The organism is Streptomyces sp. NPDC101110 (genome assembly GCF_044759525.1).
GTDB lineage: Bacteria > Actinomycetota > Actinomycetes > Streptomycetales > Streptomycetaceae > Streptomyces.
The window spans coordinates 54,013-80,976 of the sequence record NZ_JBIVZM010000001.1 but is presented as its reverse complement, the minus strand read 5'-3'; the positions used below and the strand labels follow the sequence as shown (position 1 = coordinate 80,976).

Annotated in this window: 29 protein-coding genes and 1 pseudogene; 10 read left to right on the top strand and 20 right to left on the bottom strand. The window is 70.3% G+C overall.

Features of this window, described 5'->3' with window-relative positions:
* Nucleotides 1–16: 16 nt before the first annotated feature.
* Together ACIQU3_RS00395 and ACIQU3_RS00390 are read left to right on the top strand one after the other, a co-directional pair.
* Nucleotides 17–1,324, top strand: a complete 1,308-nt coding sequence (locus ACIQU3_RS00395; RefSeq protein ID WP_403922880.1) for a 3-oxoacyl-ACP reductase — start codon at nt 17–19, stop codon at nt 1,322–1,324.
* Nucleotides 1,324–2,175 carry a MaoC family dehydratase gene (locus tag ACIQU3_RS00390; protein WP_403922878.1) on the top strand — a complete coding sequence of 284 codons (852 nt, stop codon included), beginning with the start codon at nt 1,324–1,326 and terminating at the stop codon, nt 2,173–2,175. The genes ACIQU3_RS00395 and ACIQU3_RS00390 overlap by 1 nt, the downstream gene beginning before the upstream one ends.
* Here the strand turns inward: ACIQU3_RS00390 and ACIQU3_RS00385 are convergent.
* The 9 genes and pseudogenes from ACIQU3_RS00385 to ACIQU3_RS00345 form a co-directional block, all read right to left on the bottom strand.
* A complete protein-coding gene (locus tag ACIQU3_RS00385) occupies nt 2,163–2,867 on the bottom strand; it encodes a TetR/AcrR family transcriptional regulator (RefSeq protein ID WP_403922877.1) in 705 nt (234 codons plus the stop codon). The two genes, ACIQU3_RS00390 and ACIQU3_RS00385, sit on opposite strands and share 13 nt — an antisense overlap.
* A 120-nt stretch (nt 2,868–2,987) precedes the next feature.
* Nucleotides 2,988–4,298 carry a dicarboxylate/amino acid:cation symporter gene (locus tag ACIQU3_RS00380; RefSeq protein ID WP_403922875.1) on the bottom strand — a complete coding sequence of 437 codons (1,311 nt, stop codon included), beginning with the start codon at nt 4,296–4,298 and terminating at the stop codon, nt 2,988–2,990.
* 66 nt (nt 4,299–4,364) lie between these two features.
* Nucleotides 4,365–4,424, bottom strand: a pseudogene (locus tag ACIQU3_RS00375) (putative leader peptide); the annotation flags it as partial.
* 204 nt (nt 4,425–4,628) lie between these two features.
* Nucleotides 4,629–4,928, bottom strand: coding sequence for a DUF4229 domain-containing protein (locus ACIQU3_RS00370; RefSeq protein WP_403723929.1), 300 nt, complete (start codon nt 4,926–4,928; stop codon nt 4,629–4,631).
* Nucleotides 4,929–5,019: 91 nt separating this feature from the next.
* A complete protein-coding gene (locus ACIQU3_RS00365) occupies nt 5,020–5,544 on the bottom strand; it encodes a GNAT family N-acetyltransferase (RefSeq protein ID WP_403723926.1) in 525 nt (174 codons plus the stop codon).
* Nucleotides 5,545–5,560: 16 nt separating this feature from the next.
* The gene (locus ACIQU3_RS00360) at nt 5,561–6,211 is read right to left on the bottom strand and encodes a UdgX family uracil-DNA binding protein (RefSeq protein ID WP_403922874.1); all 651 of its coding nucleotides are present in this window, start codon (nt 6,209–6,211) and stop codon (nt 5,561–5,563) included.
* Between the two features lie 69 nt (nt 6,212–6,280).
* Nucleotides 6,281–7,444 (bottom strand): aminofutalosine synthase MqnE, encoded by a 1,164-nt coding sequence (mqnE, locus tag ACIQU3_RS00355; protein ID WP_403723919.1) that lies wholly within the window; start codon nt 7,442–7,444, stop codon nt 6,281–6,283.
* A gap of 45 nt (nt 7,445–7,489) precedes the next feature.
* Entirely contained in the window at nt 7,490–7,945 is a 456-nt protein-coding gene (locus ACIQU3_RS00350) for an Lrp/AsnC family transcriptional regulator (protein WP_033314055.1), read from the bottom strand.
* 57 nt (nt 7,946–8,002) lie between these two features.
* Nucleotides 8,003–8,689, bottom strand: a complete 687-nt coding sequence (locus tag ACIQU3_RS00345) for a UbiX family flavin prenyltransferase (RefSeq protein WP_403723916.1) — start codon at nt 8,687–8,689, stop codon at nt 8,003–8,005.
* A gap of 91 nt (nt 8,690–8,780) precedes the next feature.
* Here ACIQU3_RS00345 and ACIQU3_RS00340 point away from each other — a divergent pair, with 91 nt between their 5' ends.
* The gene (locus tag ACIQU3_RS00340) at nt 8,781–9,389 is read left to right on the top strand and encodes a rhomboid family intramembrane serine protease (protein ID WP_403723913.1); all 609 of its coding nucleotides are present in this window, start codon (nt 8,781–8,783) and stop codon (nt 9,387–9,389) included.
* Here the strand turns inward: ACIQU3_RS00340 and mqnP are convergent, their stop codons facing one another.
* Together mqnP and ACIQU3_RS00330 are read right to left on the bottom strand one after the other, a co-directional pair.
* On the bottom strand, nt 9,390–10,292 hold the full coding sequence (gene mqnP / locus ACIQU3_RS00335; protein ID WP_403723911.1) for a menaquinone biosynthesis prenyltransferase MqnP: 903 nt from the start codon (nt 10,290–10,292) through the stop codon (nt 9,390–9,392).
* A complete protein-coding gene (locus tag ACIQU3_RS00330) occupies nt 10,289–11,740 on the bottom strand; it encodes a menaquinone biosynthesis decarboxylase (protein WP_403723907.1) in 1,452 nt (483 codons plus the stop codon). The genes mqnP and ACIQU3_RS00330 overlap by 4 nt, the downstream gene beginning before the upstream one ends.
* Before the next feature lie 67 nt (nt 11,741–11,807).
* On the opposite strand from ACIQU3_RS00330, the gene ACIQU3_RS00325 reads away from it, so the two are divergent.
* Nucleotides 11,808–12,125, top strand: a complete 318-nt coding sequence (locus tag ACIQU3_RS00325; protein ID WP_403723902.1) for a PLD nuclease N-terminal domain-containing protein — start codon at nt 11,808–11,810, stop codon at nt 12,123–12,125.
* Nucleotides 12,126–12,206: 81 nt separating this feature from the next.
* Here the strand turns inward: ACIQU3_RS00325 and ACIQU3_RS00320 are convergent, their stop codons facing one another.
* Both ACIQU3_RS00320 and ACIQU3_RS00315 read right to left on the bottom strand, forming a co-directional pair.
* Nucleotides 12,207–12,320: a DUF397 domain-containing protein gene (locus tag ACIQU3_RS00320; RefSeq protein ID WP_403725547.1), complete on the bottom strand. Its 114-nt coding sequence runs from the start codon at nt 12,318–12,320 to the stop codon at nt 12,207–12,209.
* The gene (locus tag ACIQU3_RS00315; protein ID WP_403723898.1) at nt 12,268–13,215 is read right to left on the bottom strand and encodes a Scr1 family TA system antitoxin-like transcriptional regulator; all 948 of its coding nucleotides are present in this window, start codon (nt 13,213–13,215) and stop codon (nt 12,268–12,270) included. The genes ACIQU3_RS00320 and ACIQU3_RS00315 overlap by 53 nt, the downstream gene beginning before the upstream one ends.
* A gap of 104 nt (nt 13,216–13,319) precedes the next feature.
* On the opposite strand from ACIQU3_RS00315, the gene ACIQU3_RS00310 reads away from it, so the two are divergent.
* The 3 genes from ACIQU3_RS00310 (at nt 13,320) to ACIQU3_RS00300 (ending at nt 16,018) form a co-directional block, all read left to right on the top strand.
* Nucleotides 13,320–13,940 carry a hypothetical protein gene (locus tag ACIQU3_RS00310; RefSeq protein WP_403723894.1) on the top strand — a complete coding sequence of 207 codons (621 nt, stop codon included), beginning with the start codon at nt 13,320–13,322 and terminating at the stop codon, nt 13,938–13,940.
* 89 nt (nt 13,941–14,029) lie between these two features.
* Entirely contained in the window at nt 14,030–14,488 is a 459-nt protein-coding gene (locus tag ACIQU3_RS00305) for a nucleoside deaminase (RefSeq protein ID WP_403723891.1), read from the top strand.
* Between the two features lie 132 nt (nt 14,489–14,620).
* On the top strand, nt 14,621–16,018 hold the full coding sequence (locus ACIQU3_RS00300; RefSeq protein ID WP_403723888.1) for a condensation domain-containing protein: 1,398 nt from the start codon (nt 14,621–14,623) through the stop codon (nt 16,016–16,018).
* A 29-nt stretch (nt 16,019–16,047) separates the two neighbouring features.
* On the opposite strand, the gene ccsB is transcribed toward ACIQU3_RS00300, so the two are convergent.
* The 7 genes from ccsB to hemL all read right to left on the bottom strand — a co-directional run bounded on the left by ccsB (nt 16,048) and on the right by hemL (nt 24,010).
* Nucleotides 16,048–17,142 (bottom strand): c-type cytochrome biogenesis protein CcsB, encoded by a 1,095-nt coding sequence (ccsB, locus tag ACIQU3_RS00295; RefSeq protein ID WP_403723885.1) that lies wholly within the window; start codon nt 17,140–17,142, stop codon nt 16,048–16,050.
* Nucleotides 17,139–18,884, bottom strand: a complete 1,746-nt coding sequence (locus ACIQU3_RS00290) for a cytochrome c biogenesis protein ResB (RefSeq protein ID WP_403723882.1) — start codon at nt 18,882–18,884, stop codon at nt 17,139–17,141. The genes ccsB and ACIQU3_RS00290 overlap by 4 nt, the downstream gene beginning before the upstream one ends.
* Nucleotides 18,885–18,887: 3 nt before the next feature.
* On the bottom strand, nt 18,888–19,661 hold the full coding sequence (locus ACIQU3_RS00285) for a cytochrome c biogenesis protein CcdA (RefSeq protein WP_391247922.1): 774 nt from the start codon (nt 19,659–19,661) through the stop codon (nt 18,888–18,890).
* 13 nt (nt 19,662–19,674) lie between these two features.
* Entirely contained in the window at nt 19,675–20,322 is a 648-nt protein-coding gene (locus ACIQU3_RS00280) for a TlpA family protein disulfide reductase (RefSeq protein ID WP_403723878.1), read from the bottom strand.
* 66 nt (nt 20,323–20,388) lie between these two features.
* Nucleotides 20,389–21,681, bottom strand: a complete 1,293-nt coding sequence (locus ACIQU3_RS00275; RefSeq protein WP_403922872.1) for a polysaccharide deacetylase family protein — start codon at nt 21,679–21,681, stop codon at nt 20,389–20,391.
* A 317-nt stretch (nt 21,682–21,998) separates the two neighbouring features.
* Nucleotides 21,999–22,697: a histidine phosphatase family protein gene (locus ACIQU3_RS00270; protein WP_403723870.1), complete on the bottom strand. Its 699-nt coding sequence runs from the start codon at nt 22,695–22,697 to the stop codon at nt 21,999–22,001.
* Nucleotides 22,694–24,010: a glutamate-1-semialdehyde 2,1-aminomutase gene (gene hemL / locus ACIQU3_RS00265; RefSeq protein ID WP_403723867.1), complete on the bottom strand. Its 1,317-nt coding sequence runs from the start codon at nt 24,008–24,010 to the stop codon at nt 22,694–22,696. The genes ACIQU3_RS00270 and hemL overlap by 4 nt, the downstream gene beginning before the upstream one ends.
* Nucleotides 24,011–24,316: 306 nt before the next feature.
* Between hemL and ACIQU3_RS00260 the strand changes: the two genes are divergently transcribed.
* From ACIQU3_RS00260 to ACIQU3_RS00250, 3 genes are all read left to right on the top strand, one after another.
* A complete protein-coding gene (locus ACIQU3_RS00260; protein ID WP_366710595.1) occupies nt 24,317–24,958 on the top strand; it encodes a hypothetical protein in 642 nt (213 codons plus the stop codon).
* 154 nt (nt 24,959–25,112) lie between these two features.
* Complete coding sequence (locus ACIQU3_RS00255; protein ID WP_403922870.1) at nt 25,113–25,712, top strand: dihydrofolate reductase family protein; 600 nt, start codon at nt 25,113–25,115, stop codon at nt 25,710–25,712.
* 144 nt (nt 25,713–25,856) lie between these two features.
* The gene (locus ACIQU3_RS00250; RefSeq protein WP_403922869.1) at nt 25,857–26,912 is read left to right on the top strand and encodes a PucR family transcriptional regulator; all 1,056 of its coding nucleotides are present in this window, start codon (nt 25,857–25,859) and stop codon (nt 26,910–26,912) included.
* The last annotated feature ends 52 nt before the right edge of the window (nt 26,913–26,964 follow it).

Sequence of the window (26,964 nt, the reverse complement as noted above, 5' to 3'; positions counted from 1 at the left end):
AAACCGGGAGTCGTCCATGGCCGACCGCTATCTGCGCTTCACCGCCACCGCGCCGGGCCGCTTCCTCACCCACCGGCTGGGACTGCCGCAGCCCGCGGCGCTGACCCGCTGGTCCCCCGAGCGGCCCGGCCTGGACGGCGGTCTGCTGCACCTCACCGCCGGCCGGTCCGCCCTCGATCTCGCACCGGTCCTGGCCCGGACCGGGCCAGGCCCCGTCGGCTCCGGCCGCACGGCCGCCGTCGTCCTGGACGCGACCGGGGTGCGGGACGTCGAGGCCCTGGCGGAGGTGCACGCCACCCTGCACCCCGCCCTGCGGTCCGTCGCGGCGAGCGGCCGCGTGGTCGTGCTCGGCGCACCGCTCGACCCCGCCGACCACCACCAGGCCGCGGCCCAGCAGGCCCTGGAGGGCTTCACGCGTTCCCTCGGCAAGGAGATCGGCCGGGGCAGGACGGTGAACCTGGTCCGGCTCACGGACGCCGCCGCCGCGGAGTCCACGCTGCGCTTCCTGCTGTCGCCCGGGTCGGCCTATGTGAGCGGGCAGGTCGTCGAGGTGGCGGCCGCCCCGGGGGAGACGGCCGCTCACGACCCGCAGCGCCCCCTGGCCGGCCGCACCGCCCTGGTCACCGGCGCCGCCCGGGGCATCGGCGAAGCGGTCGCCGAGACCCTGGCGCGGGACGGCACGCACGTCGTGGTGCTCGACGTGCCGCAGGCCGGGCAGGACGCCCGGCGCGTCGCCGACCGGCTCGGCGGCACCGCGCTGCTGCTCGACATGACGGCCGCCGACGCGGGCGCCCGGATCGCCGAGGCCCTGCCCGACGGGCTGGACGTGCTGATCCACAACGCGGGCATCACCCGTGACCGGCGCCTGGTGAACATGCCCGCCGAACGCTGGGCCTCCGTCCTCGACGTGAACCTGGCAAGCGTGCTGCGCACCACCGACGCCCTGCTGAAGGACGGGACGCTGAAGCGCGGCGGCCGCATCGTCGCCACCGCCTCGATCGCGGGGATCGCCGGGAACGCCGGCCAGACCAACTACGGCGCGAGCAAGGCCGGTGTCATCGGTATGGTCCGCTCGCTGGCACCGCGCGCGCTCGACGAGCACGGCGTGACGGTCAACGCGGTCGCGCCCGGCTTCATCGAGACGAAGATGACGGCGGCCGTCCCGCTGTTCATCCGGGAGGCGGGCCGTCGGATGAACTCCCTCGCGCAGGGCGGCCTCCCGGCCGACGTCGCCGAGACCACCGCCTGGCTGGCGCACCCGGCCTCGGGCGCGGTCAACGGCCAGGTCGTCCGCGTCTGCGGCCAGAGCCTGCTGGGGGCGTGATGACCGGCCCCACCGCTCTCACCCTCACCCGGCCGCCCTCCCTCGCGCCGCTCCTCGCCCGCGGTGCCCTGCTGTCCCCCTTCAAACGCCCCCGACCCGACGCGCAGTTCCCCCGCACCCGGCTCGTCCTGCCCGGTGTGCGCGTCGACCTCGCGCGGCTGGCGGCGTACGAGCGGGTCTGCGGGTTCCCCGTCGGGGAGGACGCGCTGCCGGTGACGTATCCGCACGTGCTCGGATTCCCCCTGGCCATACGGCTGATGAGCGGCCGGGGCTTCCCGCTGCCGCTGCTCGGCCTCGTCCACACGTCGTTCACCGTCACCCGGCACGAGCGGATGCCGCCCGGCGGCAGGTACGAACTCTCCGTGCACGTCGAGGGGCTGGTCCCGCACCGGCGCGGCACGCAGGCCACGGTCGTCACCGAGGTGCGCCGCGGCGGCGCGGCCGTCTGGGAGTCGACGAGCACGTACTTGGCCCGGCACCGCACGGACCGGCCGGGCTCGGCGCCCCGGGAGCCGGAGGCGCACAAGCCGCCGCCCCCGGTCTGCGAGTGGCGGCTCGCCGGGGACGTCGGGCGCCGCTACGGGGCCGCCTCCGGGGACCGCAACCCGATCCATCTGCACCCGCTCACGGCCCGGCTGTTCGGCTTCCCCGGGGCCATCGCGCACGGCATGTGGACCGTGGCCCGCTGCCTCGCCGCGCACGGCACCCCCCAGCACTGCCATCTGCGCGCGGAGTTCCGGGCACCGGTCCTGCTGCCGGGGACGGTGACGTACGCGGCGCAGGACGGCCGGTTCGAGCTGCGCGGCCCGCAGGACCGGATCCATGTGACGGGGGAGGTCTACCCGACGTGAGGGCCCGGCTCCTCCTCCGGGGGCGTCCAGGGCCGCCCCGCCACGAGGTCGCCGAGTCCCGCCCAGGCGAAGTTCATCAGCGTGGCGGCGGCCTGGCGGGCGGTGACGCCCGGCGTGGCGTTGGCCCACGCGGCGAGCGACTCGGCGGCGCCGACCAGGGCCTCGGCGAGCCCGGCGACCTCGCGCTCGGGCACGTCGGGGTCACGGGGGGACCTCCCTGCTCGAGCGCAGCCGAGAGCCTGGGGGAGGGCTTCGCGGGCACCGGCGAGGATCAGCTGGGTCACGAACGCGACGATCTCCTCGCGCATCGCGGTGACCTCGGCGGCGAACGGTTCGCCGTGCGTACGGGCCTGGAGGTGCAGGACCGACCACGCGTCCGGGTTCTCGCCGGTGTGGGCGAAGAACGCGCCGAGCCCTTCCCAGAGCTGCCGGTCGGCGGGCAGGTCGCGGCGGACCCCGGCCCGCACCGCGTCGACGAGGGCCTTGGCCTCGCGGCGGATGCAGGCGGTGAAGAGGTCTTCCTTGGAGTTGAGGTACAGGTAGACCAACGGCTTGGACACGCCGGCGAGTTCGGCGATCTCGTCCATCGACGCGGCCATGTAGCCCCGTTGCCCGAAGGTCCGCACGGCGGCGTCCAGCATCTGCTGCTCACGGACCGCGCGCGGCATCCGCTTGGTCTTCACGGCACCCATGGCGCTAGCGTACGGGCCCCCTGGACGGCCCTCTCCCGGTAATCCGGGCAAGGACCGCTCAGGGGGCCCGTGGACGTGCGGCCGTACTGACGTCGGGCAGCCGCGCGACCCGTGCCGCCGTCAGGCGGTCGCGGTGACCGGTTCGGTCCGGTCGCGCGGCGCGTCGAGCGGCTCGTCCAGGGAGGAGCCGTCGGCCGTGGCGTACGCGTCGCGGTCGAGCAGGTTCTCCCGGGCGGAGACCAGGACCGGGATCAGCGCCTGCCCGGCGACGTTGGTCGCGGTGCGGATCATGTCCAGGATCGGGTCGATCGCGAGGAGCAGACCGACGCCCTCCATCGGCAGGCCGAGGGTGGACAGGGTGAGGGTCAGCATGACCGTCGCACCGGTGAGACCGGCGGTGGCGGCGGAGCCGACCACCGAGACGAACGCGATCAGCAGGTAGTCGCCGACGCCCAGCTGGATGTCGAAGATCTGGGCGACGAAGATCGCGGCGATGGCCGGGTAGATCGCGGCGCAGCCGTCCATCTTGGTGGTCGCGCCGAACGGCACGGCGAAGGAGGCGTACTCCTTCGGCACGCCGAGCCGCTCGGTGACCTTCTGCGTCAGCGGCATGGTGCCGACCGAGGAGCGGGAGACGAAGGCCAGCTGGATCGCGGGCCAGGCGCCCTTGAAGAACTGGACCGGGTTGACCTTGGCGACGAGGGCGAGCAGCGTCGGGTAGACGCCGAACAGCACGATGAGGCAGCCGATGTAGATGTCGGCGGTGAACGTCGCGTACTTGCCGATCAGGTCCCAGCCGTAGGTGGCGATGGCGTAGCCGATGAGGCCGATCGTGCCGATCGGGGCGAGCCGGATGACCCACCACAGCGCCTTCTGGAGCAGGCTGAGGACGGACTCGCTCAGGGTGAGGATCGGCTGGGCCTTCTCACCGAGCTGGAGCGCGGCGATACCGGCGACGGCGGCCATGAAGACGATCTGCAGCACGTTCAGCTCGGTGAACGGCGTGATGACGTCGGTCGGGACGATGCCCGTGAGGAAGTCGATCCAGGAGCCGGTCTCCTCGGGCTTCCCGCCGTCCTTGGGCGTGAGGCCGGTACCGGAGCCGGGTTTGGTCAGCAGGCCGATGACCAGGCCGATGCTGACCGCGATCAGTGAGGTGATCATGAACCAGAGGAGGGTGCGCGACGCCAGCCGGGCCGCGTTGTTGACCTTCCGCAGGTTGGTGATCGAGACGAGGATCGCGAAGAAGACGAGCGGGGCGACCGCGAGCTTCAGCAGCCCGATGAAGGTGTCGCCGACCTTCTCCAGTGTCGTGGTCAGCCAGGCCAGGTCCTGGTTGCGGGCGAGCCAGCCGAGCAGCACACCCAGGACGAGACCGGCGAGTATCTGGGCCCAGAAGGGCACCTTGAAGGACTTCGTGTGTGAGGACACGGACTGACTCCGTTGGGGGGACGCGTAGGGGGACTGACGTGGGAGACGACGGGGGGTTGCGTTACGTCAGGAACGACAGAAAGCGGACGCGCACCGACAGAGATCCACGTGCAGCCGCGCCACGAGCGGAGCGCTCAGCGGCGAATGGGGCGCGACTGCTGACTTCATACCACGACCTTAACACCAGAGCTTTGAGGACCCCAAAGCCTGACTTTGACAGGTGACGACGCACACACACCCATACAACACAAAGCGCCCCGTTTCCGAGCATGTACGGAAACGGGGCGCTGCAAGCACGCGCGGGCCCCGCCGGGGCCCGGGGAGGGAGCCCTACGAGGTCTGCCCCTGGGTGCGGGCCGTGTCGTCGGCGGCGTCCTCCTGGCTGCGGCTGGCCTCCATGTTCGCCTTCATCCGGTCGACGCGCTGCGCGACCTGCACGGACGCCCGGTCCCGCTCCTTGCGCAGCACGACCAGGCTGATCGGTGCGGAGATGAGCAGGGCGAGGGCCACGATCCACAGCCCGTTGCTGTTGCCGAGCCCGCGCGGGGCGATGCCGGAGTAGACGGCGCCCCAGACGACCACGAGGCAGCCCACGAAGATTCCGAGGCGCATCAGCGTGTAGCGGAGCATCTCAATCCACTCTTCCGTTTCGAACGGCCGGAACACACCCAAAGGGGCACCGTCCAGTGAAGCACGCGGAGCGGCCGGTCCTGCAGGGGGGTCAGGCCAGGGACAGCAGCATGACCACGTCGTCGCGGTCCTCCCCGGGCGCCACCCGGATCGCCCCGGGGATCCGCCCGACCTCCTTGTAGCCGCAGGAGGCGTAGAACCGCTCGAGACCGAGGCCGCCCCGGCAGGTCAGCCGGATCGCCTCGATCCCGTCCATCGCCCGGGCCGTCTCCGCGGCGGCGTGCAGCAGGTCCCGTCCCCAGCCCTTGCCCTGGTGCCTCGGGTGCACCATCACCGTGTACAGCCACAGCCAGTGCGTCATGAGGTGATGCGTGTTGAAGGTCAGGAACGCGGTCGCCGCGACCCGCCCCTCCTCGTCGTGCCCGACGAGGAGCTTGACCCGCCCGTCCGCCATCGCCGCGAAGTGCTGCACGAGCGCGGGACGAATCTCCTCGCGCGTCACCGGCGGCACGTATCCGACGGCTCCCCCGGCGTTGGAGACATCGGTCCACAGATCGAGAAGACCGTCACGCAGCGCGGGGGTGACGGCGGGTTCGAGCGTGAGGGTAAGGGGCATGCACCAATCGTAGCTATTACGACAGGGCGTCGGACGCCACCTTCAGATCCGACACCAGCCCCCGGTACGCCGCCTCCCGGTCGTCGGACCGCAGCACCGACGACGGGTGCACGGTGGGCACCAGCCGCTCCGGCCGCCCGTGGATCTCCTCCTCCAGCACCGTCCCCCGCACCCGGGTGACCCGGAAGGAGGACCCGAGCAGCGCCTTCCCGGCGGTCGCCCCCAGGACGACGATCAGCTCCGGCTCCACGACCGCGAGCTCGGCGGCCAGCCAGGGCCCGCACGCGGTCATCTCCCGCAGGCTGGGAGCCTTGTGGATACGCCGTTTCCGGGGCTCGGACTGCGTGAACTTGAAGTGCTTCACGGCGTTGGTGACATAGGCCTCGGCGGGATCGATGCCGGCTTCCTCGAGGGCCCGGTCCAGCAACTGCCCGGCGGGCCCCACGAACGGCTTCCCCCGCCGGTCCTCCTGATCCCCGGGCTGCTCCCCCACGAGCATGACCCGGGCATCCGCGTCGCCCGCGCCGAACACGGTCTGCGTGGCGTCCCGGTGCAGCGGACACCCCCGGCACTCGGCAGCGGCCCGCCGCAGGGCGGGAAGACCGCCGCGCCCGGGAACGAACGGTTCAGCGGTGTAGGCGTCCTCGGGCGCCTCGATGGCAACCATGCCCTCCGGGTACCCACCCCAGGGGCGCGGGGAACTGCGCGAAGAACCCCCACGCCCCGAAGGCCGCAATCACACCCGCATGGCCTGCGGCGTCTCACGCCGCTCGGGGTCGGGCCCCGCGTACTCCCGAATGATCTCGTACCGCGTGTTCCGCTCCACGGGCCGGAACCCGGCATCACGAATGAGATCCAGCAGATCCTCACGCGTCAGCTTGTTCGGCGTCCCGTAGTTGTCCGCGTCATGAGTGATCTTGTACTCGACGACCGACCCGTCCATGTCGTCCGCACCGTGCTGCAGCGCCAGCTGCGCGGTCTGCACCCCGTGCATGACCCAGAAGACCTTCACGTGCGGCACGTTGTCGAACAGCAGCCGCGACACGGCGAAGGTCTTCAGCGCCTCGGCCCCCGTCGCCATCTGCGTCCGCGCCTGAAGGCGATTGCGTACCTTGCCGTCCTGCATGTCGACGAAGTCGTGCTGGTACCGCAGCGGGATGAAGACCTGGAAGCCGCCGGTCTCGTCCTGCAGCTCGCGCAACCGCAGCACGTGGTCCACCCGGTGACGCGGCTCCTCGATGTGCCCGTACAGCATCGTGCACGGGGTCTTCAGACCCTTCTCGTGCGCGAGCCGGTGGATCCGGGACCAGTCCTCCCAGTGGGTGCGGTGGTCCACGATGTGCTGCCGGACCTCCCAGTCGAAGATCTCGGCGCCACCGCCGGTGAGGGACTCCAGGCCGGCGTCGATCAGCTCGTCGAGGATCTCCGAGGCGCTCATCCCCGAGATGGTCTCGAAGTGGTGGATCTCCGTCGCCGTGAAGGCCTTCAGGGAGACGTCCGGCAGCGCCGCCTTCAGCTCGCGCAGCGACCGCGGGTAGTACCGCCACGGCAGGTTCGGGTGCAGCCCGTTGACGATGTGCAGCTCGGTGAGGTTCTCCGACTCCATCGCCTTCGCGAGCTTCACGGCCTCCTCGATCCGCATCGTGTACGCGTCCTTCTCCCCCGGCTTGCGCTGGAAGGAGCAGTACGCGCAGGAGGCCGTGCACACGTTCGTCATGTTGAGATGACGATTGACGTTGAAGTGCACGACGTCGCCGTTCTTGCGGGTGCGCACCTCGTGCGCGAGGCCGCCGAGCCAGGCCAGGTCGTCCGACTCGTACAGCGCGATGCCGTCCTCACGGGTCAGGCGCTCACCCGCCCTGACCTTCTCCTCCAGCTCGCGCTTGAGCCCGAGATCCATGCCCACACCTTTCTACGACGACGTCCCAACCGTACGACTACGGGTCTACTCCTCTTCGGGCAGCTCCCCGACCCGGTTCTCCCACTTCGTGGAGAGCACGATCGTCGTACGTGTCCGGGAGACGCCCTCGATCCCGCTGAGCCGCCGGATCATCTTCTCCAGACCGTCGACGTCCGCCGCCCGCACCTTGAGCATGTACGAGTCGTCGCCCGCGATGAACCAGCAGTCCTCGATCTCCGAGAGATCCTTCAGCCGCTGCGCCACGTCCTCGTGGTCGGTGGCGTCGGAGAGTGAGATGCCGATCAGGGCGGTCACGCCCAGGCCGAGCGAGGCGGCGTCGACGGTGGCCCGGTAGCCGGTGATGACGCCGGCGGCCTCCAGCCGGTTGATGCGGTCGGTGACACTGGGTCCCGACAGTCCGACGAGGCGTCCCAGCTCCGCGTAGGAGGCCCGGCCGTTCTCCCTCAGGGCCTGGATGAGCTGCCTGTCCACCGCGTCCATTGCGATCGAAGCCTTCCGCTGAAGTTGTCGTTGAGTCCGATGAGGTTCGGGTACTGCTCAGCCGTCGCGGTGCGCACCGCCGCCGAGTTCACCTTGCCAACGGCGGTAGAGCCGGTGCGGCACGCCGGCCGCGTCGAGGACGCGGCCGGCGACGAAGTCCACCAGGTCCTGGATGTGCGTCGCGCCCGCGTAGAAGGCGGGTGAGGCGGGCACGACCGTCGCGCCCGCGTCGTCGAGGGTGACCAGGTGGCGCAGGGTCTGGCCGTTCAGCGGGGTCTCCCGCACGGCCACGATCAGCTTGCGTCCCTCCTTGAGGGTCACGCTCGCCGCCCGTTGCAGCAGGTCCTTCGACAGCCCGAGCGCGACCCCGGCCACGCTCGCCGTCGAGGCGGGCACGATGAGCATGCCCTTGGTGGGGTACGACCCCGAAGAGGGCCCGGCGGCCAGGTCGCCGGCGCTCCAGTGCCGTACGGCGTCGATGTCGACGGAGTAGGTGCCCGGCTTGCCGTCGGCGCCCCGGGAGAGCCATTCGCGCAGGTCGGCCTGCCAGTGGGCGTCCCGGAAGGAGATTCCGGTCTCGTCCAGCAGGGTGAGCCGGGAGGCGCGGGACACCACGAGATCGACGCTTTCACCGGCATCCAGCAGCGCCCGCAGCACGGCAGCGGCATACGGGGTGCCGGAGGCGCCGGACACCCCTACGATCCAAGGCGTTCGTGGCGTCTCGCCTGGCTTGACTGGGTTCACGACTCCGAGCCTATCGGGCGTCACAGAGTGGGAACCGGTCCAGGGGTGCGGGCCGTTGCACCGAGGGGACGAGCGAGCACTGGGGGTCGCCATGTCGGATCCGCGAGCGGGGTGGTCACAGGGCGATCGTGCGCTGGCCGCGGGCAAGCTGATGCTGGCCTGGGTGGCGCTGCTGTGGCTGCTGGAAGTGGTCGACGTGGCCACGGGCCACGCGCTGGACGGCTTCGGTGTCACCCCGCGCGACCCGTCCGAGCTGGTCGACGTCGTTCCCTCGTCCTTCACCCACTTCGGCTTCGCCCACCTGGCCGCGAACACCGTGCCGCTGCTGGTCCTGGGCTTCCTGGCCGCGCTGTCGGGTCTGCGGCGCTTCCTGCTGGTGGCCGCGCTGATCATCGTCGTGGACGGCCTGGGCGTCTGGCTCATCGCCCCGTCCGGCACCAACACGGCGGGCGCCTCGGGCGTGATCTTCGGCCTCTTCGGTTTCCTGCTGGTCAGCGGCGTCGTCGAGCGCCGCGCCTTCGGGGTCCTGGCGGGCGTGCTGATCGCCGCGGTCTGGGGCGGCTCGATCCTCACGGGCCTGGCCCCGACGCAGACGGGCGTCAGCTGGCAGGGCCACCTGATAGGCCTGCTGTCGGGAGTGGCGGCGGCGTTCCTCTTCCGCCGCCGCCCGGAGGCGAGCCGCGCGCTCACCACCCCGTGATCAGACGGTCAGACCCCGCACCAGCAGGTCGAGCAGCGCGCACACGAACAGGGCGATGCCGATGAAGCCGTTGACGCTGAAGAAGGCACGGTTCACACGGGACAGGTCATGGGGGCGGACGATCGAGTGCTCGTAGAGGAACGCGGCGGCGACGATCAGCAGGCCCAGCCAGAAGAAGGCTCCGGCGCCGGTGGCGAGGGCGTACCAGACGAACAGGGCCGTCGTGAGGGTGTGACAGACCCGCGCGCCCCAGATCGCCGCGGGGATGCCGAAGCGGGCCGGGACGGACATGACACCGATCTCGCGGTCGGTCTCCACGTCCTGGCAGGCGTAGATCAGGTCGAAGCCGCCGATCCAGATGCCCACGGCGAGGCCGAGGATCACGGCGTCCCAGGACCACTCCCCCGAGATCGCCAGCCAGCCGCCGACCGGGCCCATCGCCTGGGCGAGGCCGAGGATGGCCTGTGGGAAGTTCGTGAACCGCTTGCCGTACGGGTAGACCACCATCGGGATCACCGCGACGGGGGCCAGCGCCAGGCACAGGGGATTCAGCAGGGCGGCGGCGCCGAGGAAGACGGCCAGCGCGATCAGCGCGCCCGTCCAGGCGTGCTTCACCGACATCGCACCGGTCACCAGCTCGCGCTGCGCCGTGCGCGGGTTCCGCGCGTCGATCTCCCGGTCAATGATCCGGTTGACGGCCATCGCGAAGGTGCGCAGCCCCACCATGCAGACGGTGACCAGCAGCAGCCGGCCCCAGTGGATGTTCTGGTCCCGCTGGTACATGGCCGTGAGCGCGGCGATGTAGGCGAAGGGCAGCGCGAAGACCGAGTGCTCGATCATCACCAGCCGCAGGAACGCCTTGGTGCGGCCCGGCTGGGGGATGGCGGCGGAGGCGCTGGTCACAGGCCGTACTCCTTCCAGCGGCGGTCCACCTTCGCCGCCGTCTCCGGGTCGGACTCCACCATGTCCGGCCAGCCGCCGTCGCGCGTGTAGCCCTCCTCGGGCCACTTCTTCGTCGCGTCGATACCGGCCTTGCCGCCCCAGAACTGCTGGTAGGAGGCGTGGTCCAGATGGTCGACGGGGCCCTCGACGATGCTCAGGTCCCGGGCGTAGTCGGTGTTGCCCAGCGCCCGCCAGGCGACCTCGTGCAGGTCGTGCACGTCGCAGTCGGAGTCGACGACCACGATCAGCTTCGTCAGCGACATCATGTGCGCGCCCCAGATCGCGTGCATGACCTTCTGCGCGTGCTTCGGGTACTTCTTGTCGATCGAGACGATCGCGCAGTTGTGGAAGCCGCCCGCCTCCGGCAGGTGGTAGTCCACGATGTCCGGCACGATGATCTTCAGCAGCGGCAGGAAGAAGCGTTCCGTCGCCCGGCCCAGCGGCCCGTCCTCCGTCGGCGGCCTGCCCACCACGATCGACTGGAGCAGCGGGCGCTTGCGCATCGTGATGCAGTCGATGGTCAGCGCCGGGAACGGCTCCTGCGGCGTGTAGAAGCCCGTGTGGTCGCCGAACGGCCCCTCGGGCAGCATCTCGCCCGGCTCCAGCCACCCCTCGATCACCACTTCGGCCTGCGCGGGCACCTGGAGCGGCACGGTCTTGCAGTCGACCATCTCGATGCGCTTGCCCGCGAGGAACCCGGCGAACAGGTACTCGTCGATGTCCCCGGGCAGCGGAGCGGTGGAGGCGTAGGTCACGGCGGGCGGGCACCCGAAGGCGATGGCGACGGGCAGCCGCTCCCCGCGCCGGGCCGCCACCTGGTAGTGGTTGCGGCTGTCCTTGTGGATCTGCCAGTGCATGCCGATGGTGCGCTTGTCGTGCCGCTGGAGCCGGTACAGCCCGAGGTTGCGGACGCCGCTCTCCGGGTCCTTGGTGTGGGTCAGCCCCAGGTTGAAGAACGACCCGCCGTCCTTCGGCCACGTGAAGAGGGCGGGCAGCTGGTCGAGGTCTACGTCGTCCCCGGTCAGCACGACCTCCTGGACGGGGCCGTCCTTCACCTTCTTCGGCGGTACGTGCGTCATCGCGCCGAGCTTGCCGAAGGCCTCCCGGACGCCGACGAAGCCGTGCGGCAGCTCGGGCTTCAGCAGCCCGCCGATCCGCTCGGTGATCTCGGCGTACGACTTCAGGCCCAGAGCCTTCAGCAACCGCCGGTCCGTGCCGAACACGTTCATCGCGAGCGGCATCGCCGAGCCGCGCACGTTCTCGAAGAGCAGGGCGGGGCCGCCGGACTTCTGCACCCGGTCGACGATCTCCCCGACCTCCAGATACGGGTCGACCTCGGCCTTGATGCGCTTGAGGTCACCCTCGCGCTCCAGCGCCCTGAGCAGGGAGCGAAGATCGTCGTAAGCCATGGGGTCCAGTATCCCCGAGCCGCTACCCTGGCCTGGAACCACCCACCCGCTTTCGCTGAGAGGCCGCATGCTCCGGGTACTGATGTTCCTCGTCCCGCTGGCGCTCAGCGTGTACGCGTTCATCGACTGCATCAGCACGAAGGACGACGAGATCCGCCACATGCCCAAGCCGCTGTGGGCGATCCTCGTCCTGCTGTTTCCCCTCGTCGGGTCGATCTCCTGGCTGATCGCCGGCAAGAAGCGCAGCCTCGCCGCCGACGGCTGGTCCGGGGCCCGCGGCGGCCGCTCCCGGCAGTGGGTCGCCCCCGACGACAACCCCGACTTCCTGAAGTCGCTCGACGAGGACAAGAACAAGGACGACGACCCGAGGCGGGACGAGCCCTGAGAAGCCGCAGCGCTGCGCTGCCCTGACTCGGGTGCCCCTCAGTGGTACAGCGTCTTGCGTACTGTGGTGTGCGACAGCAGGTCAGCGCACGGAGCCGATGAACGCAGCCCAGGCGGTCCGGCTCACGACCAGGACCGGCCCGTCAGGGTTCTTGCTGTCGCGGACGGGGACGGTTTCGGGGTAGCCGGGGGCTATTTCTATGCAGTTGCCGCCGTTTTCGCCGCTGTAGCTGCTCTTGATCCAGATCGCCGCGCAGAGTTCGTGCCTCTTCATGCTGCTCGTACCCTTCCATCGCGTCGCTGATCAAGGCGACGGACTCGCGGACTGACAGAGCGTCTGCCCTGAGCACATCATAGGTGTGGCTATGACCTGTGTAGACGGTCGGATCGTCCGTGAAATGGCCACGATCCAGCGACTCCGAGTACACCCACCGGTGCCCGTCCGGCAGCTCGATCAGGGACATGGAAACGTTGGGCCGCAAGAGGTTCGAGAAGCTCGCCGGAGCGACCTGGATACGGATATTGGGGCGCTGCCCGACGCTGAGTAGGTGCGCGCACTGATCTCGCATGATCGCCGCGCTACCGACCACGTTACGCAGACAACTCTCGTCCAGGACAGCGATGTACAGCGGGCCGCCCTCGGCCAGGAACCGTCGCTGCCTACTCAGTCGGGCACGGGACCGCTCCTCCACCTCGTCCCCGCTTGCAACACGCGAGAACAACGCACGGACGTAGTCACCCGTCTGCAACAAGCCGGGAATCAAGCGCTCCTGGTACTCCCGCAGGGAGACGGCCACCTCGTCCATCTCTGCCCGGCGGCGGAACCAATCCGGATGCTCCACCTGCGGATACCAGTCGATCCTGGCCCACAGCCGCTGCAACACCCCACCCGTGCCCAACAGTTCGTCACAGGTCTTGGCGAACGTGTCCTGTGGAACCCTCGTGCCGCCCTCGACCCGTGCCACGTGCGAGCGGTCGCACGGGATCTGTCTGGCCAGACCCTCCTGCGTGAGCAGCGCGGCCTCGCGGAAGTGCCGCAGGACCTCCCCGAAGACCGCCGCCGTACTCGCCCCGCCGTTCCTTCGGCTCACCACTCCCCCTCCGTGACAGTGCACCGGTGTCACACACCAGGCATTGAACCGGACTGTTCCCGTGCGCAACGCTCTGCACACCCAGAGTGACGGAGGTGTGCGGAATGGAACCGGGAACGCTCGTCTACGACCCGCAGACGCGCAAGGTCGGCGAGTACCAGGACAGGACCGGCCCGTATGTGATGCTGCGCCCGGTCGGCGGCGGCCGGGAGTGGCAGGCGGATCCCGCGAGGATCCGTGAGGCGACACCGGAGGAGCGGCTCAGCGCGGGCGTGCGCGCGCTCAACGACCGTTCCAGGGAAGGCCTGTCGGCGGATCCGACCCGGCCGCCCTCCCCGGTGCCCGGATGCGCGACCTGCGAGGACCTGGCGCTGCGGCGGGACCGCGCACGCGCCGCGTTCGACGGCAGTGCGGTGACGGACGCGAACGTGCTGCTGCGCCAGCACCAACGCGCGGAGCACGGTGGGGAGTCACCCGGCCGCAGGATCTTCCGGTACGTGCCGTACACGATCGTGCAGGACGCGTCGGCCCTGCCCGAGTACGAGGCGTACTGCGTGTCCGGTGAGGAGGAGGAGTGCGGGGCGGGCTCGGGCCCGTGCGGGGCACCCGGCGACGTGGAGGAGTGGCAGCGCCGGCACACCCAGGAGACGCGGCACCTGCGCTACCGCCGCAGTTTCGCCGACTACGCCGTGCTCGAACAGGTCACGTCCCGGTCAGCTCCATGATCGGGAGCCGTCGGGACGTTCCTCCGTATCGCGGCCGTCCCGGCGGCCCGCCAGGTTGCACAGCGGCTCGGGCAGGTCATGGATGAGGCATGGACCAGGCACAGGCCCACGCGTGGCTCGCCACCGCCGTCGAAGAAGCCCGCACCGGCCTCGCCGAGGGCGGTATCCCCATCGGCGCCGCACTGTACGGCCCCGACGGCACCCTCCTCGGCCGCGGCCACAACCGCCGTGTCCAGGACGACGACCCCACGATGCACGCGGAGACAGCGGCCTTCCGCGCAGCGGGACGACAGCGGTCGTACCGGGGTACGACGATGGTGACCACCCTGTCGCCGTGCTGGTACTGCTGCGGACTGGTCCGCCAGTTCGGCATCTCCCGGGTGGTGATCGGCGAGGCGACCACCTTCCACGGAGGGCACGACTGGCTGGCGCGGCACGGCGTGGAGATCGTCCTGCTGGACGACCCCGAGAGCATCGAGCTGATGCGCGGTTTCGTCATGGAGCACCCGGAGCTGTGGCGCGAGGACATCGGCGACCGGGACGGATGACCCGAACGGCTCACGGCACTCACCGCCGGGGACGGCGTCCGTTCGACTGACCTTTCGAGGAATCCGGTGTGGGGCCTTCGCCCCCACGGCACACCCTGATAAGGACACGCCCTCCGCGAACGGAGACACCTCGTGCGCATGACGGACATCCGGAACTGTGAGGTACGGCCGGGACGACTCGTGGAATGGACGCTCGATCCGGCGGCGGCCGCGGCCGCGCAGGGCCTCCCGAACGACTCCAGGCCCCCGGCCTACATCCAGGAGTCGCACATCAGGATCTCCCGGTCCGTGCGTGAGGACGGGTTGTTCGTACCGACCTGGATCGGCGTGTGCTTCGATCTCCCCTGCCGCGCGGACCTGGACGTCCTCCAGAAAGCGCTGCACGCGTGGACCCTGCGGCACGAGACGCTGCGCAGCGGCTTCGACTGGTCCGGGCCGCCCGGCGACGAGATCGCCCGGTTCACTCTCGGCAGCGAGGACGTGCGCCTGCACCGGGAGCAGATCGGCGACTTCACGGACGAGACGGCCCTGGCCGAGCATCTTCTCCAGCGGTTCGACACCGTGGCGGACGCACTCCGGTGGCCCAACTTCATCTACGCGGCGGTCCTCCGGGACGACAGCACCAGCGTGTACATGGCCTTCGACCACAGCAACGTCGACGCCTACTCGCTCGAGAACATCCCCGCCGCCCTGAATGAGCTCTATGCGGCGGTCGCGGCGGGCCGCTACCGGGAGCAGGAACAGGTCGCCAGCTACGTCGACTTCTGCCAGGCCGAGCGGGCGGACGCGGACAAGCTCGACGAGAGCCATGACATCGTGGTCCGCTGGCGGGAGTTCATCAAGAACTGCGGCGGGGAACTGCCGAACTTCCCCGTCGACCTGGGCCTGGACACCGGCGGCGGGCTGCCCCGGCAGAAGGCGCTGTGCGAGCCGCTGGTGGACGCCGACGTCGCGGAGGCGTTCGAGGCGCACTGCCGACCCTACGGCGGCAGTCTGGTCGGCGTGCTGGCGGCCACTGCGCTCGTCCTCAACGAGACCGAAGGGGAGCCCGTCTTCCGCACCGTCGTGCCGTTCCACACCCGGGTGACGTCCCGGTGGTCGGACTCCGTGGGCTGGTACGTCGGCGGGGCACCGGTCGAGATCCCGCTGGCGGAGGTCCGTGACTTCCAGACAGCCCTGGAGAAGGCACACGCCGAGCTGCGCGCCAACCGGCGGCTGGCCCGCACCCCCCTCGAGCGGGTTCTCCGGCTGATCGGAACGGACTTCCGCCCCACGTCTCCCGACCTGTACTCCCTGGTGTCCTACCTCGACGCCCGCGACGTCCCCGGCTCCGAGCAGTGGGCCGGGCAGAAGGTCTACGGACTGGTCAGGGTCTCGTACGGCGACCGGGTGTGCGTCTGGGTCAACAGACTCCATGAGGGCCTGTGGTTCGCCTGCCGCTATCCGGACACCGAGATCGCGCACCGGAACCTGTCCCGGTACGCGTCCCGGCTGCGTGAGGTGATCACGAGCGTCGCCCGGCAGGGCTGACGCCCGCCGGCCGGGAGGCGGCAGGCGCGTTACACGCCCGCGTAGGAGTGCTTGCCGGAGACGAAGATGTTCACGCCGTAGTAGTTGAACAGCCAGCAGCCGAAGGCGATGAGGGCCAGGTAGGCGGCCTTGCGGCCCTTCCAGCCGGCCGTCGCGCGGGCGTGCAGGTAGCCGGCGTAGGCGACCCAGGTGATGAACGACCAGGTCTCCTTGGGGTCCCAGCCCCAGTAGCGGCCCCAGGCGTCGCCCGCCCAGATGGCGCCCGCGATGATCGTGAACGTCCACAGCGGGAAGACGGCCGCGTTGACGCGGTAGGAGAACTTGTCGAGGGACGCGGAGGAGGGCAGCCGCTCCAGGACGGAGGTCGCGAAGGTGCCGGGCGTGCCGCCGCTCGCGAGCTTGCTCTCGTAGGAGTCCTTGAACAGGTACAGGACCGTGGCCATCGCCCCCACGTAGAAGACCGCGCCGCAGAAGATCGCAGTCGAGACGTGGATGTACAGCCAGTACGAGTGCAGCGCCGGGACCAGCTGGTCGCTGGCCGTGTAGAGGACCGTGACCGCCAGGCCCAGGTCGAGCAGGACCGTGGTGATCAGGAACAGGCCGAGCCAGCGCACGTTCTTCTTCAGCGCCAGCAGCCCGAGGTACACGCCGACCGCGACCGTGGAGAAGGTGATGTTGAACTCGTACATGTTGCCCCACGGCGCGCGCTCCACCGACAGGGCGCGGGTGAGGACACCGCCGAACTCGACCAGGAAGGCGAGCACGGTGAGGGAGATGGCGATCCGGCCGTACAGGTCACCCTGCTCGTCCCCGCCGTGCGCCCCGGGCCCGTCCGGCACGTCGCGCCGGCCGGCCGCGGCCCGCACGGTGACCTTCGGCCGCTCCAGCACGGCGGTGCCGCCGGCCTGGTTCGCGGTGACGGCCGGGGCCGCCTTCTTGGCGTCCGACGTGGCGCCCGACGTGGCGGTGAGCGCGGCAGCGGTCCGGGCGACCTTGCTGCGGCTGCCGAAGAGCCATTCGGCGATGTACGCGAAGAAGGCCAGGGTGTAGACGGCCATCGCGGAGTAGATCAGCACATTGCTGATCTGCGCGAGGTTTTCGTTCGTGGCGGCGGCGAGAGTCACTGCTTCTCAGCCCCTTCGGCAGGTACGGGGGGTTCGGTACCCGGCTCCTGATCGGGGTCGGGGGAATCTGCGGGGGTGTCGGGATCGGGAGCGCCCGGTGCCCGCTCGTAGAGGTCGCCGGCGAGGTGCCCCAGTTCCTCGGGGACCTTGGCGGACTCGCTGCGGCCGAGGCCGGCCATCTCCACGACGGTGACGCCGTCGGCGCCCTTGACCGCGCGCACCCAGACGCGGCGGCGCTGGATGAACAGGGAGGCGGCGAGGCCGCCGATCGCGGCGAAGGAACCGGCGAGAGCCCAGCCGCTGCCGGGCTGCTGGACGACCTGGAAGCCGGCCCACTCCTTGATGTCCTTGCCGAAGGTGACCGAACCGGCGCCGTTCGGGAGCTTCATGGTCTCGCCGGGCTTCAGCAGCTTCTTGAACAGCTTGCCCTGGGAGTTCTTGAACTCCTTCATGTTGCTGCGGTCCATCTGGTAGACGCTCTGCGGGATGCCCGAGTCGGCCCCGAGGTCGCCGTGGTAGGCGGACAGCGCGAGCAGCGGATTGTCCAGCGCCGGGAACTGCGACAGCATCGTGCCGCTGGCGTGGCCGCCGAAGGTCGGCACGAAGAACGCGTTGAAGCCGAGCTGCTCCTTCACGCCCTTGGCGTTGCGGTAGCCGTCGAGGACCTTGACGACACCGGAGGAGGTGACGTTGGCGTCCAGCGGCAGCAGCGGGACGGCGTCGTCGAAGACGACCTTGCCCTTGGCGTCGCGGACGGTGATGACGGGCGCGTAGCCGTGGCTGACCAGGTAGACCTTGGAGTCGCCGATCTCCAGCGGGTGGTTCACCTCGACGGTGTCGGTCTCGTCCTTGCCGTAGGCGCCCGCGCTGTACGTGATGTCGGCCTTGTAGACGCGCGGGGTGCCCTTGTTGGGGCCGGTGCGCTCGTAGGTGCCGGTGAACTTCTTCAGGTTGAAGCTGAACGGCACCAGGTCGTCGGAGGTGAAGAGGTTGCCGGACTTGAAGTCGTCGTACTGGGTGAGGGTGTTGGAGAAGCCGTCACCCTCCACGACCAGCTTGTTGCCCTCGGACTTGTACAGCTGGCCCCAGGCGAAGGCGACCAGCATCACGATGAGGGCGATGTGGAAGACGAGATTGCCGACCTCGCGCAGATAGCCCTTCTCGGCGGCGACGGCGTCCCCGGTGAGGTGAGCGCGGAAGCGCCGCTTCTTCAGCAGCGTGAGAGCGGCCTGGTGGACCTGCTCGGGTTCGGCCGTGGTGCGCCAGGTGGTGTGGGCGGGCAGCCGGGTCAGCCGCCGGGGCGCGCCGGGCGGCAGGCCGCGCAGCTGGCCCACGAACTGCCAGGTGCGGGGCACGATGCAGCCGATGAGCGAGACGAACAGCAGGATGTAGATCGCGGAGAACCACACCGAGCTGTAGACGTGGAACATGCCGATCTTGTCGTAGACGTCCCCGAGGGTCGGGTGGGCCTTGCGGAAGTCGGCGACCTTCGTCTCGTCGCTGCCGGACTGCGGGATCAGGGACCCGGGAATCGCGCCGAGGGAGAGCAGCAGGAGCAGCAGCAGGGCGACCCGCATGGAGGTCAGCTGCCGCCAGAACCAGCGGGCCCAGCCGATGACGCCCAGGGCGGGCAGGTTGGGCGCCTCCTCCCTGGGGGCGGTGGACAGCTGGGAGCCGGCGTCACCCAGCTCCTGGTCCTCGGCGGCGGAGGGGGCCGGGTCGGAGGCGGTGGTCTTGCTCATCGATCAGATCCCCACAGTGAAGCCGTCGGACCAGACCTGCATCTCCTGCACGATGCGGTCCCACGCGCCGGTCAGCAGCAGCAGTCCGGTCACGATCATCATGGTGCCGCCGATCCGCATCACCCAGACGTAGTGGCGCTTGATCCAGCCGAAGGCTCCGAGGGCCTTGCGGAAGGCGACCGCGGCGAGCACGAACGGCACGCCCAGGCCCAGACAGTACGCGATGGTCAGGACGGCACCGCGTCCGGCGCTGCCCTGGTCGGAGGAGAGGGCGAGCACGGAGGCGAGGGTGGGGCCGATGCAGGGTGTCCAGCCGATGCCGAACAGGGCGCCGAGCAGGGGTGCGCCGGCCAGTCCGGCCACCGGCTTCCGGTGGAGGCGGAACTCTCGCTGGGTGAACCAGGGCATAAGGCCCATGAAGAAGACGCCCATGAGGATCATGAGGACGCCGAGCACCTTGGACAGGACGTCCTTGTGCTCTTGGAGCGTGGCGCCGAAGTAGCCGAAGAGCGCCCCCGAGGAGACGAACACAGCGGTGAAGCCGAGCACGAACAGGGAGGCGCCCGCGACCATCCGGCCGCGCCGTGCCTCGGCGAGGTCGGTGCCGGCGACCCCCGTTACATAGGACAGGTAGCCGGGCACCAGTGGCAGGACGCACGGCGAGAAGAAGGAGACGAGTCCGCCCAGCAGCGCGATCGGCAGGGCCGCCAGCAGGGCGCCCTTGAGCACCGTGCCGTTGGGGTCCGCGACCGCGGCGAGCGTGGTGACTGCGCTCACGTCACTACTCCGCTCACTTCTCCGCGACGACCGGCTTGAGCATCTTCAGCAGCCGTTCCTCGCTGAGCGCGGACAGCGAACGGGCCGCGATCTTGCCGTCCCGGTCGAGGATCAGCGTGGAGGGGATCGCCTGCGGGTTGAGCGTGCCCTTCTTGAAGCGCAGCAGCAGCTTGCCCGTCGGGTCGTAGAGGCTGGGGTAGGTGATGCCCCAGTCCTTCTCGAAGGCGAGGGCCGCGCCGGTGGAGGTGTCGCGGGTGTTGATGCCGACGAACTGCACGCCCTTGTCCGCGTAGGCCTTGGAGACCTTCGCGAAGTACTTGGCCTCGGCGCGGCAGGGGTTGCACCAGGAACCCCACACGTTGAGGACGACGACCTTGCCCTTGTAGTCGGCGACGTCGAGGGTCTTGCCGGCGATGGTCTTGCCGGACAGGTCGGGGGCCGGGGTGCGCTTGCCCTGCGCGACCGTGGCGACGCCGTCGGTGCCGGTGACGAAGTTGGTGTTGCCGCCCCCGCCGGAGGTGCCGCCGGAGCCGCACGCGGTGACGAGCAGCGCGGTCACGGCGAGACCGGCGGTCAGGATGGCGCTACGTCGGACACGGCGGGTGCGCTCGGCGGCACGGGTCGTGCGGTTCGAACGCTGGGGGGCGCTGTCGGCACTCATGTGAAAAGTTTCGCATGCCCGTTCTGGGGGTCTCGCCCACCCCCCTTGCGGGTGGAAAACCGCATTTCAGGCGGCGTTCCCCGAGGGGCCGGCGCCCGGCGTGGCGGCCTTGGCGGTGAACTCCCGCCAGCCACCGGCCGGCTGTTGTCCGACGCCGAGCGTGCGGAGCTTGTCGAGCACCTCGGGCTTCTGCACGTCCAGCCAGTCGGTGAACTGCCGGAAGGAGACGAGGCGCACATCCGCACCCTTCTCCTTCTCGCGCGCCATGTGCTTGAAGGCCTCCTCGACGGCGTCCATGTAGATGCCGCCGTTCCACTGCTCGAAGTGGTTACCGATGAAGAGAGGTGCCCGGTTTGTCTCGTATGCCCGCTTGAATCCCTGAATGTACGCCTGGGCCGACTGTCGCCGCCAGCCCGGGTAGTTGTGGGCCGGGGCCTTCGTGGAATTGAGGGACTGGTTGGCCAGCATGTTGTAGTCCATCGACAGGACCTCGAAGCCGCGGCCGGGGAAAGGTATCTGCTGCAGGGGCAGGTCCCATATGCCCTGGCGCTTGCGGGGCCAGACCTGGAGGCCGCCGGGTGAGGAGGCGTCGTAGCGCCAGCCCAGCTCGCGGGCGGTGGGCAGCAGGTTGCCCTGGCCGAGCAGGCAGGGCGTGCGGCCGCCGACGAGTTCCTTGTCGTAGTCGAACGGCAGCGACGGCAGGTCGGTCCAGCCGGTGTTGGTGCGCCACTCCTTGACGAACGACTTCGCCTGGTCGATCTCGCTGCGCCACTGCGCGGGCGTCCAGTTCCTGACCGAGCCGTGGGACTCGCCGCAGAAGTGCCCGTTGAAGTGCGTGCCGATCTCGTGACCCTCCAGCCAGGCACGGCGGACGTTCTTCAGGGTCGCTTTGACGTGGTCGTCGGTGAGGTAGCCGATGTCGGAGGCGCCACGCGGGTTGTTCGGGGGGTTGTAGAGACGCTTCTTCGACTCGGGCAGCAGGTACAGCCCGGACAGGAAGAAGGTCATGCTCGCGCCGTGCTCCTTGGCGAGGTCCAGGAAGCGCGGGAAGAGGCCGTTGCCGACCTCGCCGGCACCGTCCCAGGAGAACACCACGAACTGGGGCGGGGTCTGACCCGGCTCCAGCGGCTGGGGCCTGTCCGGCTGATGGGGCTGCTTGCCGGTGTGACTGGTCGATCCGTCGCCGATGGGGCGGGCGGCGGGCTTCGGCTTCGATCCGCCCTGGACGGAGTCGCCGCCGGAACCGCCGGCGTGACCGGAGTCGTCGGAGCCCGTGAGTCCGCCGCATCCGGCGAGCGAGACGGCGGCGGCGGCTCCCGCGCCGAGTCCGAGCATTCCCCTGCGGGAGAGAGCGCGCATGGCATCCCCGATTCGTCACGTCGTGCTGGTCACCCAGTCAGAGGCCGTGACGAACGGGGAGGTTCCGCTGAAATGCGCAGATTCCGTAACGAAGTAGTCGTAAGTGATCAGAAGGGGGTGAACGCATGAGGCTCGGCGTGTGTGGAACGCCGCCCAGGGGGATCGTGGGCCGCACCCCCGAGGCCCACGATCCGACGCCCCACGATCCGACGCCCCGCGCTCCGAGGTCCACGCCCTGGACGTCCACACTCTGGACGTCCACACTCCGGACGTCCGTGCACCGGACGTCCACGCCCGGGTGTCCACGCCCCGGGTGTCTACGCCCCGAAGGCCTTCGCCTGGCCCTTCGCCGGCTTCGCGCCGGCGAGGAGGTGGGCCGGGACGAGGTCGCGGGCCGGCTCGGTGTAGCCGACGGAGACGATGCGGTCGCCCTGGTACGTGAAGGTCGTCAGGGAGGCGAGCGTGCACTGGCGCTTGCGCGGGTCGTGCCACAGGCGGCGGCGCTCGACGTAGGACCGGACGATCCAGATGGGCAGCTGATGGCTGACCACGACCGCCTCGTGCCCGCGGGCCTGGTCCTTCGCCGCGCTCAGCGCGCTCATCATGCGGACGACCTGGTCCACGTACGGCTCGCCCCACGACGGCCGGAACGGGTTGACCAGGTGCTTCCAGTTGTTCGGCTTGCGCAGCGCACCGTCGCCGACGCCGAACGTCTTGCCCTGGAAGATGTTGTCGGCCTCGATCAACCGCTCGTCGGTCGCCAGGTCCAGCCCGTGCGCCTTGGCGATCGGCTCCGCCGTCTCCTGGGCCCGCTCCAGCGGCGAGGCGACGACGTGCGTCACATCGCGGCCGGACAGGTGCTCGGCGACCCGGTCCGCCATGCGGCGCCCCAGGTCGGACAGGTGGTAGCCGGGGAGACGGCCGTAGAGGATGCCGTCCGGGTTGGCGACCTCGCCGTGCCGCATGAGGTGCACGACGGTGATGTCCTCGGCGCTGTCGCTCCGCTGGTCGCTCATGCCGTGGCCTCCGCAGCCGCCCGGGCCGCCGCCGGAAGGGCGTCGGCGATCTTCTGCACGGCCCGCTCGTCGTGCGCGGTGGACACGAACCAGGACTCGAAGGAGGACGGCGGCAGGTAGACGCCGTTCGCGAGCAGCGAGTGGAAGAACGCGGTGAAGCGGAACGACTCCTGCGTCCTCGCGTCCTCGTAGTTGCGCACGGGCCGGTCGGTGAAGAACACGGAGAACATGTTGGAGGCGGTCTGCAGCCGGTGCGCGACGCCCTCCTTGGTGAGCGCCTCGGTGACCAGGCCCTGGATCTCCTTCGACACGGCGTCGACCTTGGCGTACGCGGCGTCGTCGAGCAGCCGCAGCTGGGCGAGCCCGGCCGCGGTGGCGACGGGGTTACCGGAGAGGGTGCCGGCCTGGTAGACGGGCCCGGCCGGGGCCAGGTGGGCCATCACGTCCGCGCGCCCGCCGAAGGCCGCCGCGGGGAAGCCGCCGCCCATGACCTTGCCGAAGGTCATCAGGTCGGGGACGACGCCGTCGACCCCGAACCACCCGGCGCGGCTGGTCCGGAAGCCGGTCATGACCTCGTCGGAGACGTAGAGGGCGCCGTTGTCGGAGCAGATGTCCTTCAGCCCCTGGTTGAAGCCCTCGGCGGGCGGTACGACGCCCATGTTGCCCGGGGAGGCCTCGGTGATCACGCAGGCGATCTCGCCGGGGTGCGCCCGGAAGGCCTCGCGCACGGCGTCGAGGTCGTTGTACGGCAGGACGATGGTGTCGCCGGCCTGGGCGCCGGTGACGCCCGGGGTGTCGGGCAGCGCGAAGGTGGCGACACCGCTGCCGGCCGCGGCGAGCAGCGAGTCGACGTGCCCGTGGTAGCACCCGGCGAACTTGATCACCTTGGTGCGCTGCGTGAAGCCCCGCGCGAGCCGGATCGCGGACATGGTCGCCTCGGTCCCGCTGGAGACGAGCCGCACCTGCTCCAGCGGCGCGACGCGGGCCACCATCTCCTCGGCGAGCGCGACCTCGCCCTCACCGGGCGTGCCGAAGGACGTACCGCGGGAGACGGCGTCCTGCACGGCGGCGATCACCTCGGGGTGGGAGTGCCCGAGGATCATGGGCCCCCAGGAACACACGAGGTCGACGTACTCCCTGCCGTCCGCGTCGGTCAGATAAGGGCCGGTGCCGGACACCATGAACCGCGGTGTGCCGCCGACGGCTCGGAAGGCCCGCACCGGCGAGTTCACGCCGCCGGGTGTGACGGCCGCCGCGCGGTCGAACAGAGCCTGCGAGGCCGGTGCTTCATACGGATATGCCAGTTCACTCATGACCTGCGACTTCTCCGACCTTCTCCGACGCTGTCGGGCTCCGGGTGCCAGTGACCTGTTCAGGGTAGGCCAGGGGCGTGGGCGGGCGGGGCACGGGACAACCGGCCCCGGAGTCGCCGTCGTCTGCGAGACTGGACCCTGATACACACAGCTCGCACGGCCCGGGGTGGTCGGAGGCTGCGGACATCCCGCGGGCAGTTGTTTCAGCGCACGTTTCGGCGGGCGGCCGTGGGGGAGGTCACTGACACGATGATCGGGTTGCGCGGCGGGGGCGACGCGTCCTAGAAAAAGCAGTCGGGTGGAGATATGCATCGCGGTGGCGGACTGGGCGAGGGGACTGATGACCTGGGTCCTCGACGTGCCCGGCGGGGACGGCACCGGCGCGAGGCGGAGGACGCTCAGGAACCGCGTCGGACACAGGGTGCACCGAGTGAACCGGAGCGGGCCGCGGGACGTACTGAACGTCAGGTGGACGATCTTCGGGCCGGGAGCAGCGGGAATGGTGGTCGGGTGGGGGTGACGTACAAGTACTTCGGCGCGCCGGACGGCGCGACTGCGGCCCGCGTCCCGATCTCGATGCGCCCCGAGGAACTCGGCGGCGACGAACTCGGCATGAACGGCATGTTCACGAAGATCAAGCCGGAGACGATGGCGGCGATGGTGCTCACGGGCATCGAGGGCGTCCCCCTGCACAAGGTCCCGCCCCTGGAGCTCGTCGTCCTGCACCCCGACTACGCGGTGGTCAAGCTGCCCATGACGGTCGTCGACCCCCTGCGCGGCATCGGCGAGGAGGCGGTGGGCGCGGCGGCCTTCATCTGGTCGACGGTCCCCGACCGCGGCGGCCCCCGGGACGCGTTCAACGTCTACCAGCTGCTGCACGAGTGGCAGGACTTCTCGCACCGACTGCATGAGGCGGGGCACCAGCCGTACTGCCTTGTGTGGCCCTGATCCGGGGTCTCCGCGGTACCGGGCGGGGTTTTCCGACCCCGCCCTTGTCGTGTGCCGTCGAATGGATCACATCGGGCCGGGTTGACCCACGCCCGGTCCAAGCTTGATCCACTCTGATGTTCGGCCGATCGCACAGACTCAGAGGGAGCACCGCATGCGCAAGCTCGTGTACTACATCGCCACCACGCTGGACGGTTTCATCGCGGGCCCGGACGGTGCCGACCCCACCGGACCGGCCGGCTTCTGGCCGATCCCGGCGGACTACATCGAGTACCTGGTGGCGGAGTACCCGGAGACCCTGCCCGTGCAGGCCCGGGAGGCGCTGTCCGTCACGGCGGAGGGCACGCACTTCGACACCGTCCTGGAGGGCCGGCGCAGCTACGAGATCGGCCTCAAGGCCGGCATTGACGACGCCTACCCCCACCTGCGTCACCTGGTCTTCTCCCGGACCCTCACCGAGGCCCCGGCTCCGGCCGTCGAACTGGTCTCCGGCGACCCAGTGGAGAAGGTGCGGCAGTTGAAGCAGGAGGACGGCAAGGACATCTGGCTGCTGGGCGGCGCGGAACTGGCCGGTGCCCTGTACGGCGAGATCGACCAGCTCGTCCTCAAGGTGGCCCCGTTGACCATCGGCGCCGGGATCCCGGTCTTCTCCGACAAGGCCGCCTTCGATCCGCGCGGCTGGGAGCTCACCGGCCACACCGTGCTCGACAGCGGCGCGGCCTTCGTCTCCTACACGCGCGCCACCCGGACCTGACGCCGCTCACCGGAACCCGGCCGAGCGGGCCGTACCCGCATTGCCGGTTCCCGGCAGAGTTCATTAGGGTCTGCCTGCCGCTGGCCGTCGCAAGACCGTCGGCGGCATCGGGAGCTGGGACGGCTGGGACAGGGGGCAGGCGGGGTGAGCGAGCCGGGCGCGGCGACGGGGTTCCTGGACCGGTACGCGGAGATCCTGGCCGAGGTCTCCGCGACCGGCCGACGGCTGACGCGGGACGAGCTCGACGCCCGCCGCGCCCTGGGTGAGCAGGCCGCGGAGCGCGGACACAGCCTGCGCAGCCTCGTCCGGGAGCACCTCACAGCCACCCGGGCCGCCTGGTCCGGCCAGGGCTCCGCCGACCACGTCCTGGCCGCGGTGGAGCAGGCGGTCGACGCCTTCGCCGAGGGTTACGAGCGGGCGCAGCGCCAGGCCGTGCGCGAAGAGGAGGCCGCGCGCCGGGAGTTCATCGACGACCTCCTCTACGGCCGCAGCGACCTGGGCCGCCTCGCCGAACGCGCCGAACGCTTCGGCCTTGTGCTGTCCGGCGCCCATGCCGTCGCGGTCGCCGAGGGGCCCGAGGCGTACGACGACGTCGCACCGGTCACCCGCCGGATAGAGACCGCGCTGACAGCGCGATTCGGTCACCGGCGCATCCTGCTCACCACCAAGAACGAGCAGTTGGTCTGCATCGCCCCCGGCGACCAGGACGACGTGCTCACCTACTTCGCCGAGCAGGCGCACGCGGCCACGGAGGACGGCCGCGTGGCCATCGGCCGCCCCCGGCCCGGCGCCGGCGGTGTGGTGCACTCCTACGAGGAGGCGCTCAACACCCTCGAACTCGCCGGTCGGCTGGGCCTGGACGATCCGGTGGTGCGCGCCGCCGACCTGCTGGTCTACCCGGTCCTCGCCCGCGACCGGCAGGCCATGGCCGACCTCGTGCTCAGCGCGCTCGGACCGCTGCGACGTGCCCGCGGCGGCGCCGAGCCGCTCCTGGAAACGCTGCGGGTGTACTTCGATTCGGGCTGTACGGCGGCCGAGGCCGCCCGCCGGCTTGCGCTGAGCGTACGCGCCCTGACATACCGGCTGGAACGCATCCACCAGCTGACCGGCGCCAACCCGGCCGATCCCGTGCACCGCTACACCCTGCAGACCGCCGTCATCGGGGCGCGATTGCTGGACTGGCCCGCCCGGGAGATCTGAACACAAGGAACAGGAAGAGCAAGGGGACGGTTCGGGAGGGGGACGGTAATGG

What these genes read in the sequence shown, in the direction of transcription:
- ACIQU3_RS00280 (WP_403723878.1), bottom strand. Translation starts at nt 20,322, where the DNA reads ATGAGTGCCGACAGCGCCCCCCAGCGTTCGAACCGCACGACCCGTGCC.
- hemL (WP_403723867.1), bottom strand. Translation starts at nt 24,010, where the DNA reads ATGAGTGAACTGGCATATCCGTATGAAGCACCGGCCTCGCAGGCTCTG.
- ACIQU3_RS00395 (WP_403922880.1), top strand. Translation starts at nt 17, where the DNA reads ATGGCCGACCGCTATCTGCGCTTCACCGCCACCGCGCCGGGCCGCTTC.
- ACIQU3_RS00270 (WP_403723870.1), bottom strand. Translation starts at nt 22,697, where the DNA reads ATGAGCGACCAGCGGAGCGACAGCGCCGAGGACATCACCGTCGTGCAC.
- ACIQU3_RS00340 (WP_403723913.1), top strand. Translation starts at nt 8,781, where the DNA reads ATGTCGGATCCGCGAGCGGGGTGGTCACAGGGCGATCGTGCGCTGGCC.
- ACIQU3_RS00275 (WP_403922872.1), bottom strand. Translation starts at nt 21,681, where the DNA reads ATGCGCGCTCTCTCCCGCAGGGGAATGCTCGGACTCGGCGCGGGAGCC.
- ACIQU3_RS00360 (WP_403922874.1), bottom strand. Translation starts at nt 6,211, where the DNA reads ATGGTTGCCATCGAGGCGCCCGAGGACGCCTACACCGCTGAACCGTTC.
- ACIQU3_RS00310 (WP_403723894.1), top strand. Translation starts at nt 13,320, where the DNA reads ATGGAACCGGGAACGCTCGTCTACGACCCGCAGACGCGCAAGGTCGGC.
- ACIQU3_RS00255 (WP_403922870.1), top strand. Translation starts at nt 25,113, where the DNA reads ATGCGCAAGCTCGTGTACTACATCGCCACCACGCTGGACGGTTTCATC.
- ACIQU3_RS00385 (WP_403922877.1), bottom strand. Translation starts at nt 2,867, where the DNA reads ATGGGTGCCGTGAAGACCAAGCGGATGCCGCGCGCGGTCCGTGAGCAG.
- ACIQU3_RS00325 (WP_403723902.1), top strand. Translation starts at nt 11,808, where the DNA reads ATGCTCCGGGTACTGATGTTCCTCGTCCCGCTGGCGCTCAGCGTGTAC.
- ACIQU3_RS00260 (WP_366710595.1), top strand. Translation starts at nt 24,317, where the DNA reads ATGCATCGCGGTGGCGGACTGGGCGAGGGGACTGATGACCTGGGTCCT.
- mqnE (WP_403723919.1), bottom strand. Translation starts at nt 7,444, where the DNA reads ATGGATCTCGGGCTCAAGCGCGAGCTGGAGGAGAAGGTCAGGGCGGGT.
- ACIQU3_RS00305 (WP_403723891.1), top strand. Translation starts at nt 14,030, where the DNA reads ATGGACCAGGCACAGGCCCACGCGTGGCTCGCCACCGCCGTCGAAGAA.
- ACIQU3_RS00290 (WP_403723882.1), bottom strand. Translation starts at nt 18,884, where the DNA reads ATGAGCAAGACCACCGCCTCCGACCCGGCCCCCTCCGCCGCCGAGGAC.
- ACIQU3_RS00365 (WP_403723926.1), bottom strand. Translation starts at nt 5,544, where the DNA reads ATGCCCCTTACCCTCACGCTCGAACCCGCCGTCACCCCCGCGCTGCGT.
- ACIQU3_RS00390 (WP_403922878.1), top strand. Translation starts at nt 1,324, where the DNA reads ATGACCGGCCCCACCGCTCTCACCCTCACCCGGCCGCCCTCCCTCGCG.
- ACIQU3_RS00350 (WP_033314055.1), bottom strand. Translation starts at nt 7,945, where the DNA reads ATGGACGCGGTGGACAGGCAGCTCATCCAGGCCCTGAGGGAGAACGGC.
- ACIQU3_RS00370 (WP_403723929.1), bottom strand. Translation starts at nt 4,928, where the DNA reads ATGCTCCGCTACACGCTGATGCGCCTCGGAATCTTCGTGGGCTGCCTC.
- ACIQU3_RS00330 (WP_403723907.1), bottom strand. Translation starts at nt 11,740, where the DNA reads ATGGCTTACGACGATCTTCGCTCCCTGCTCAGGGCGCTGGAGCGCGAG.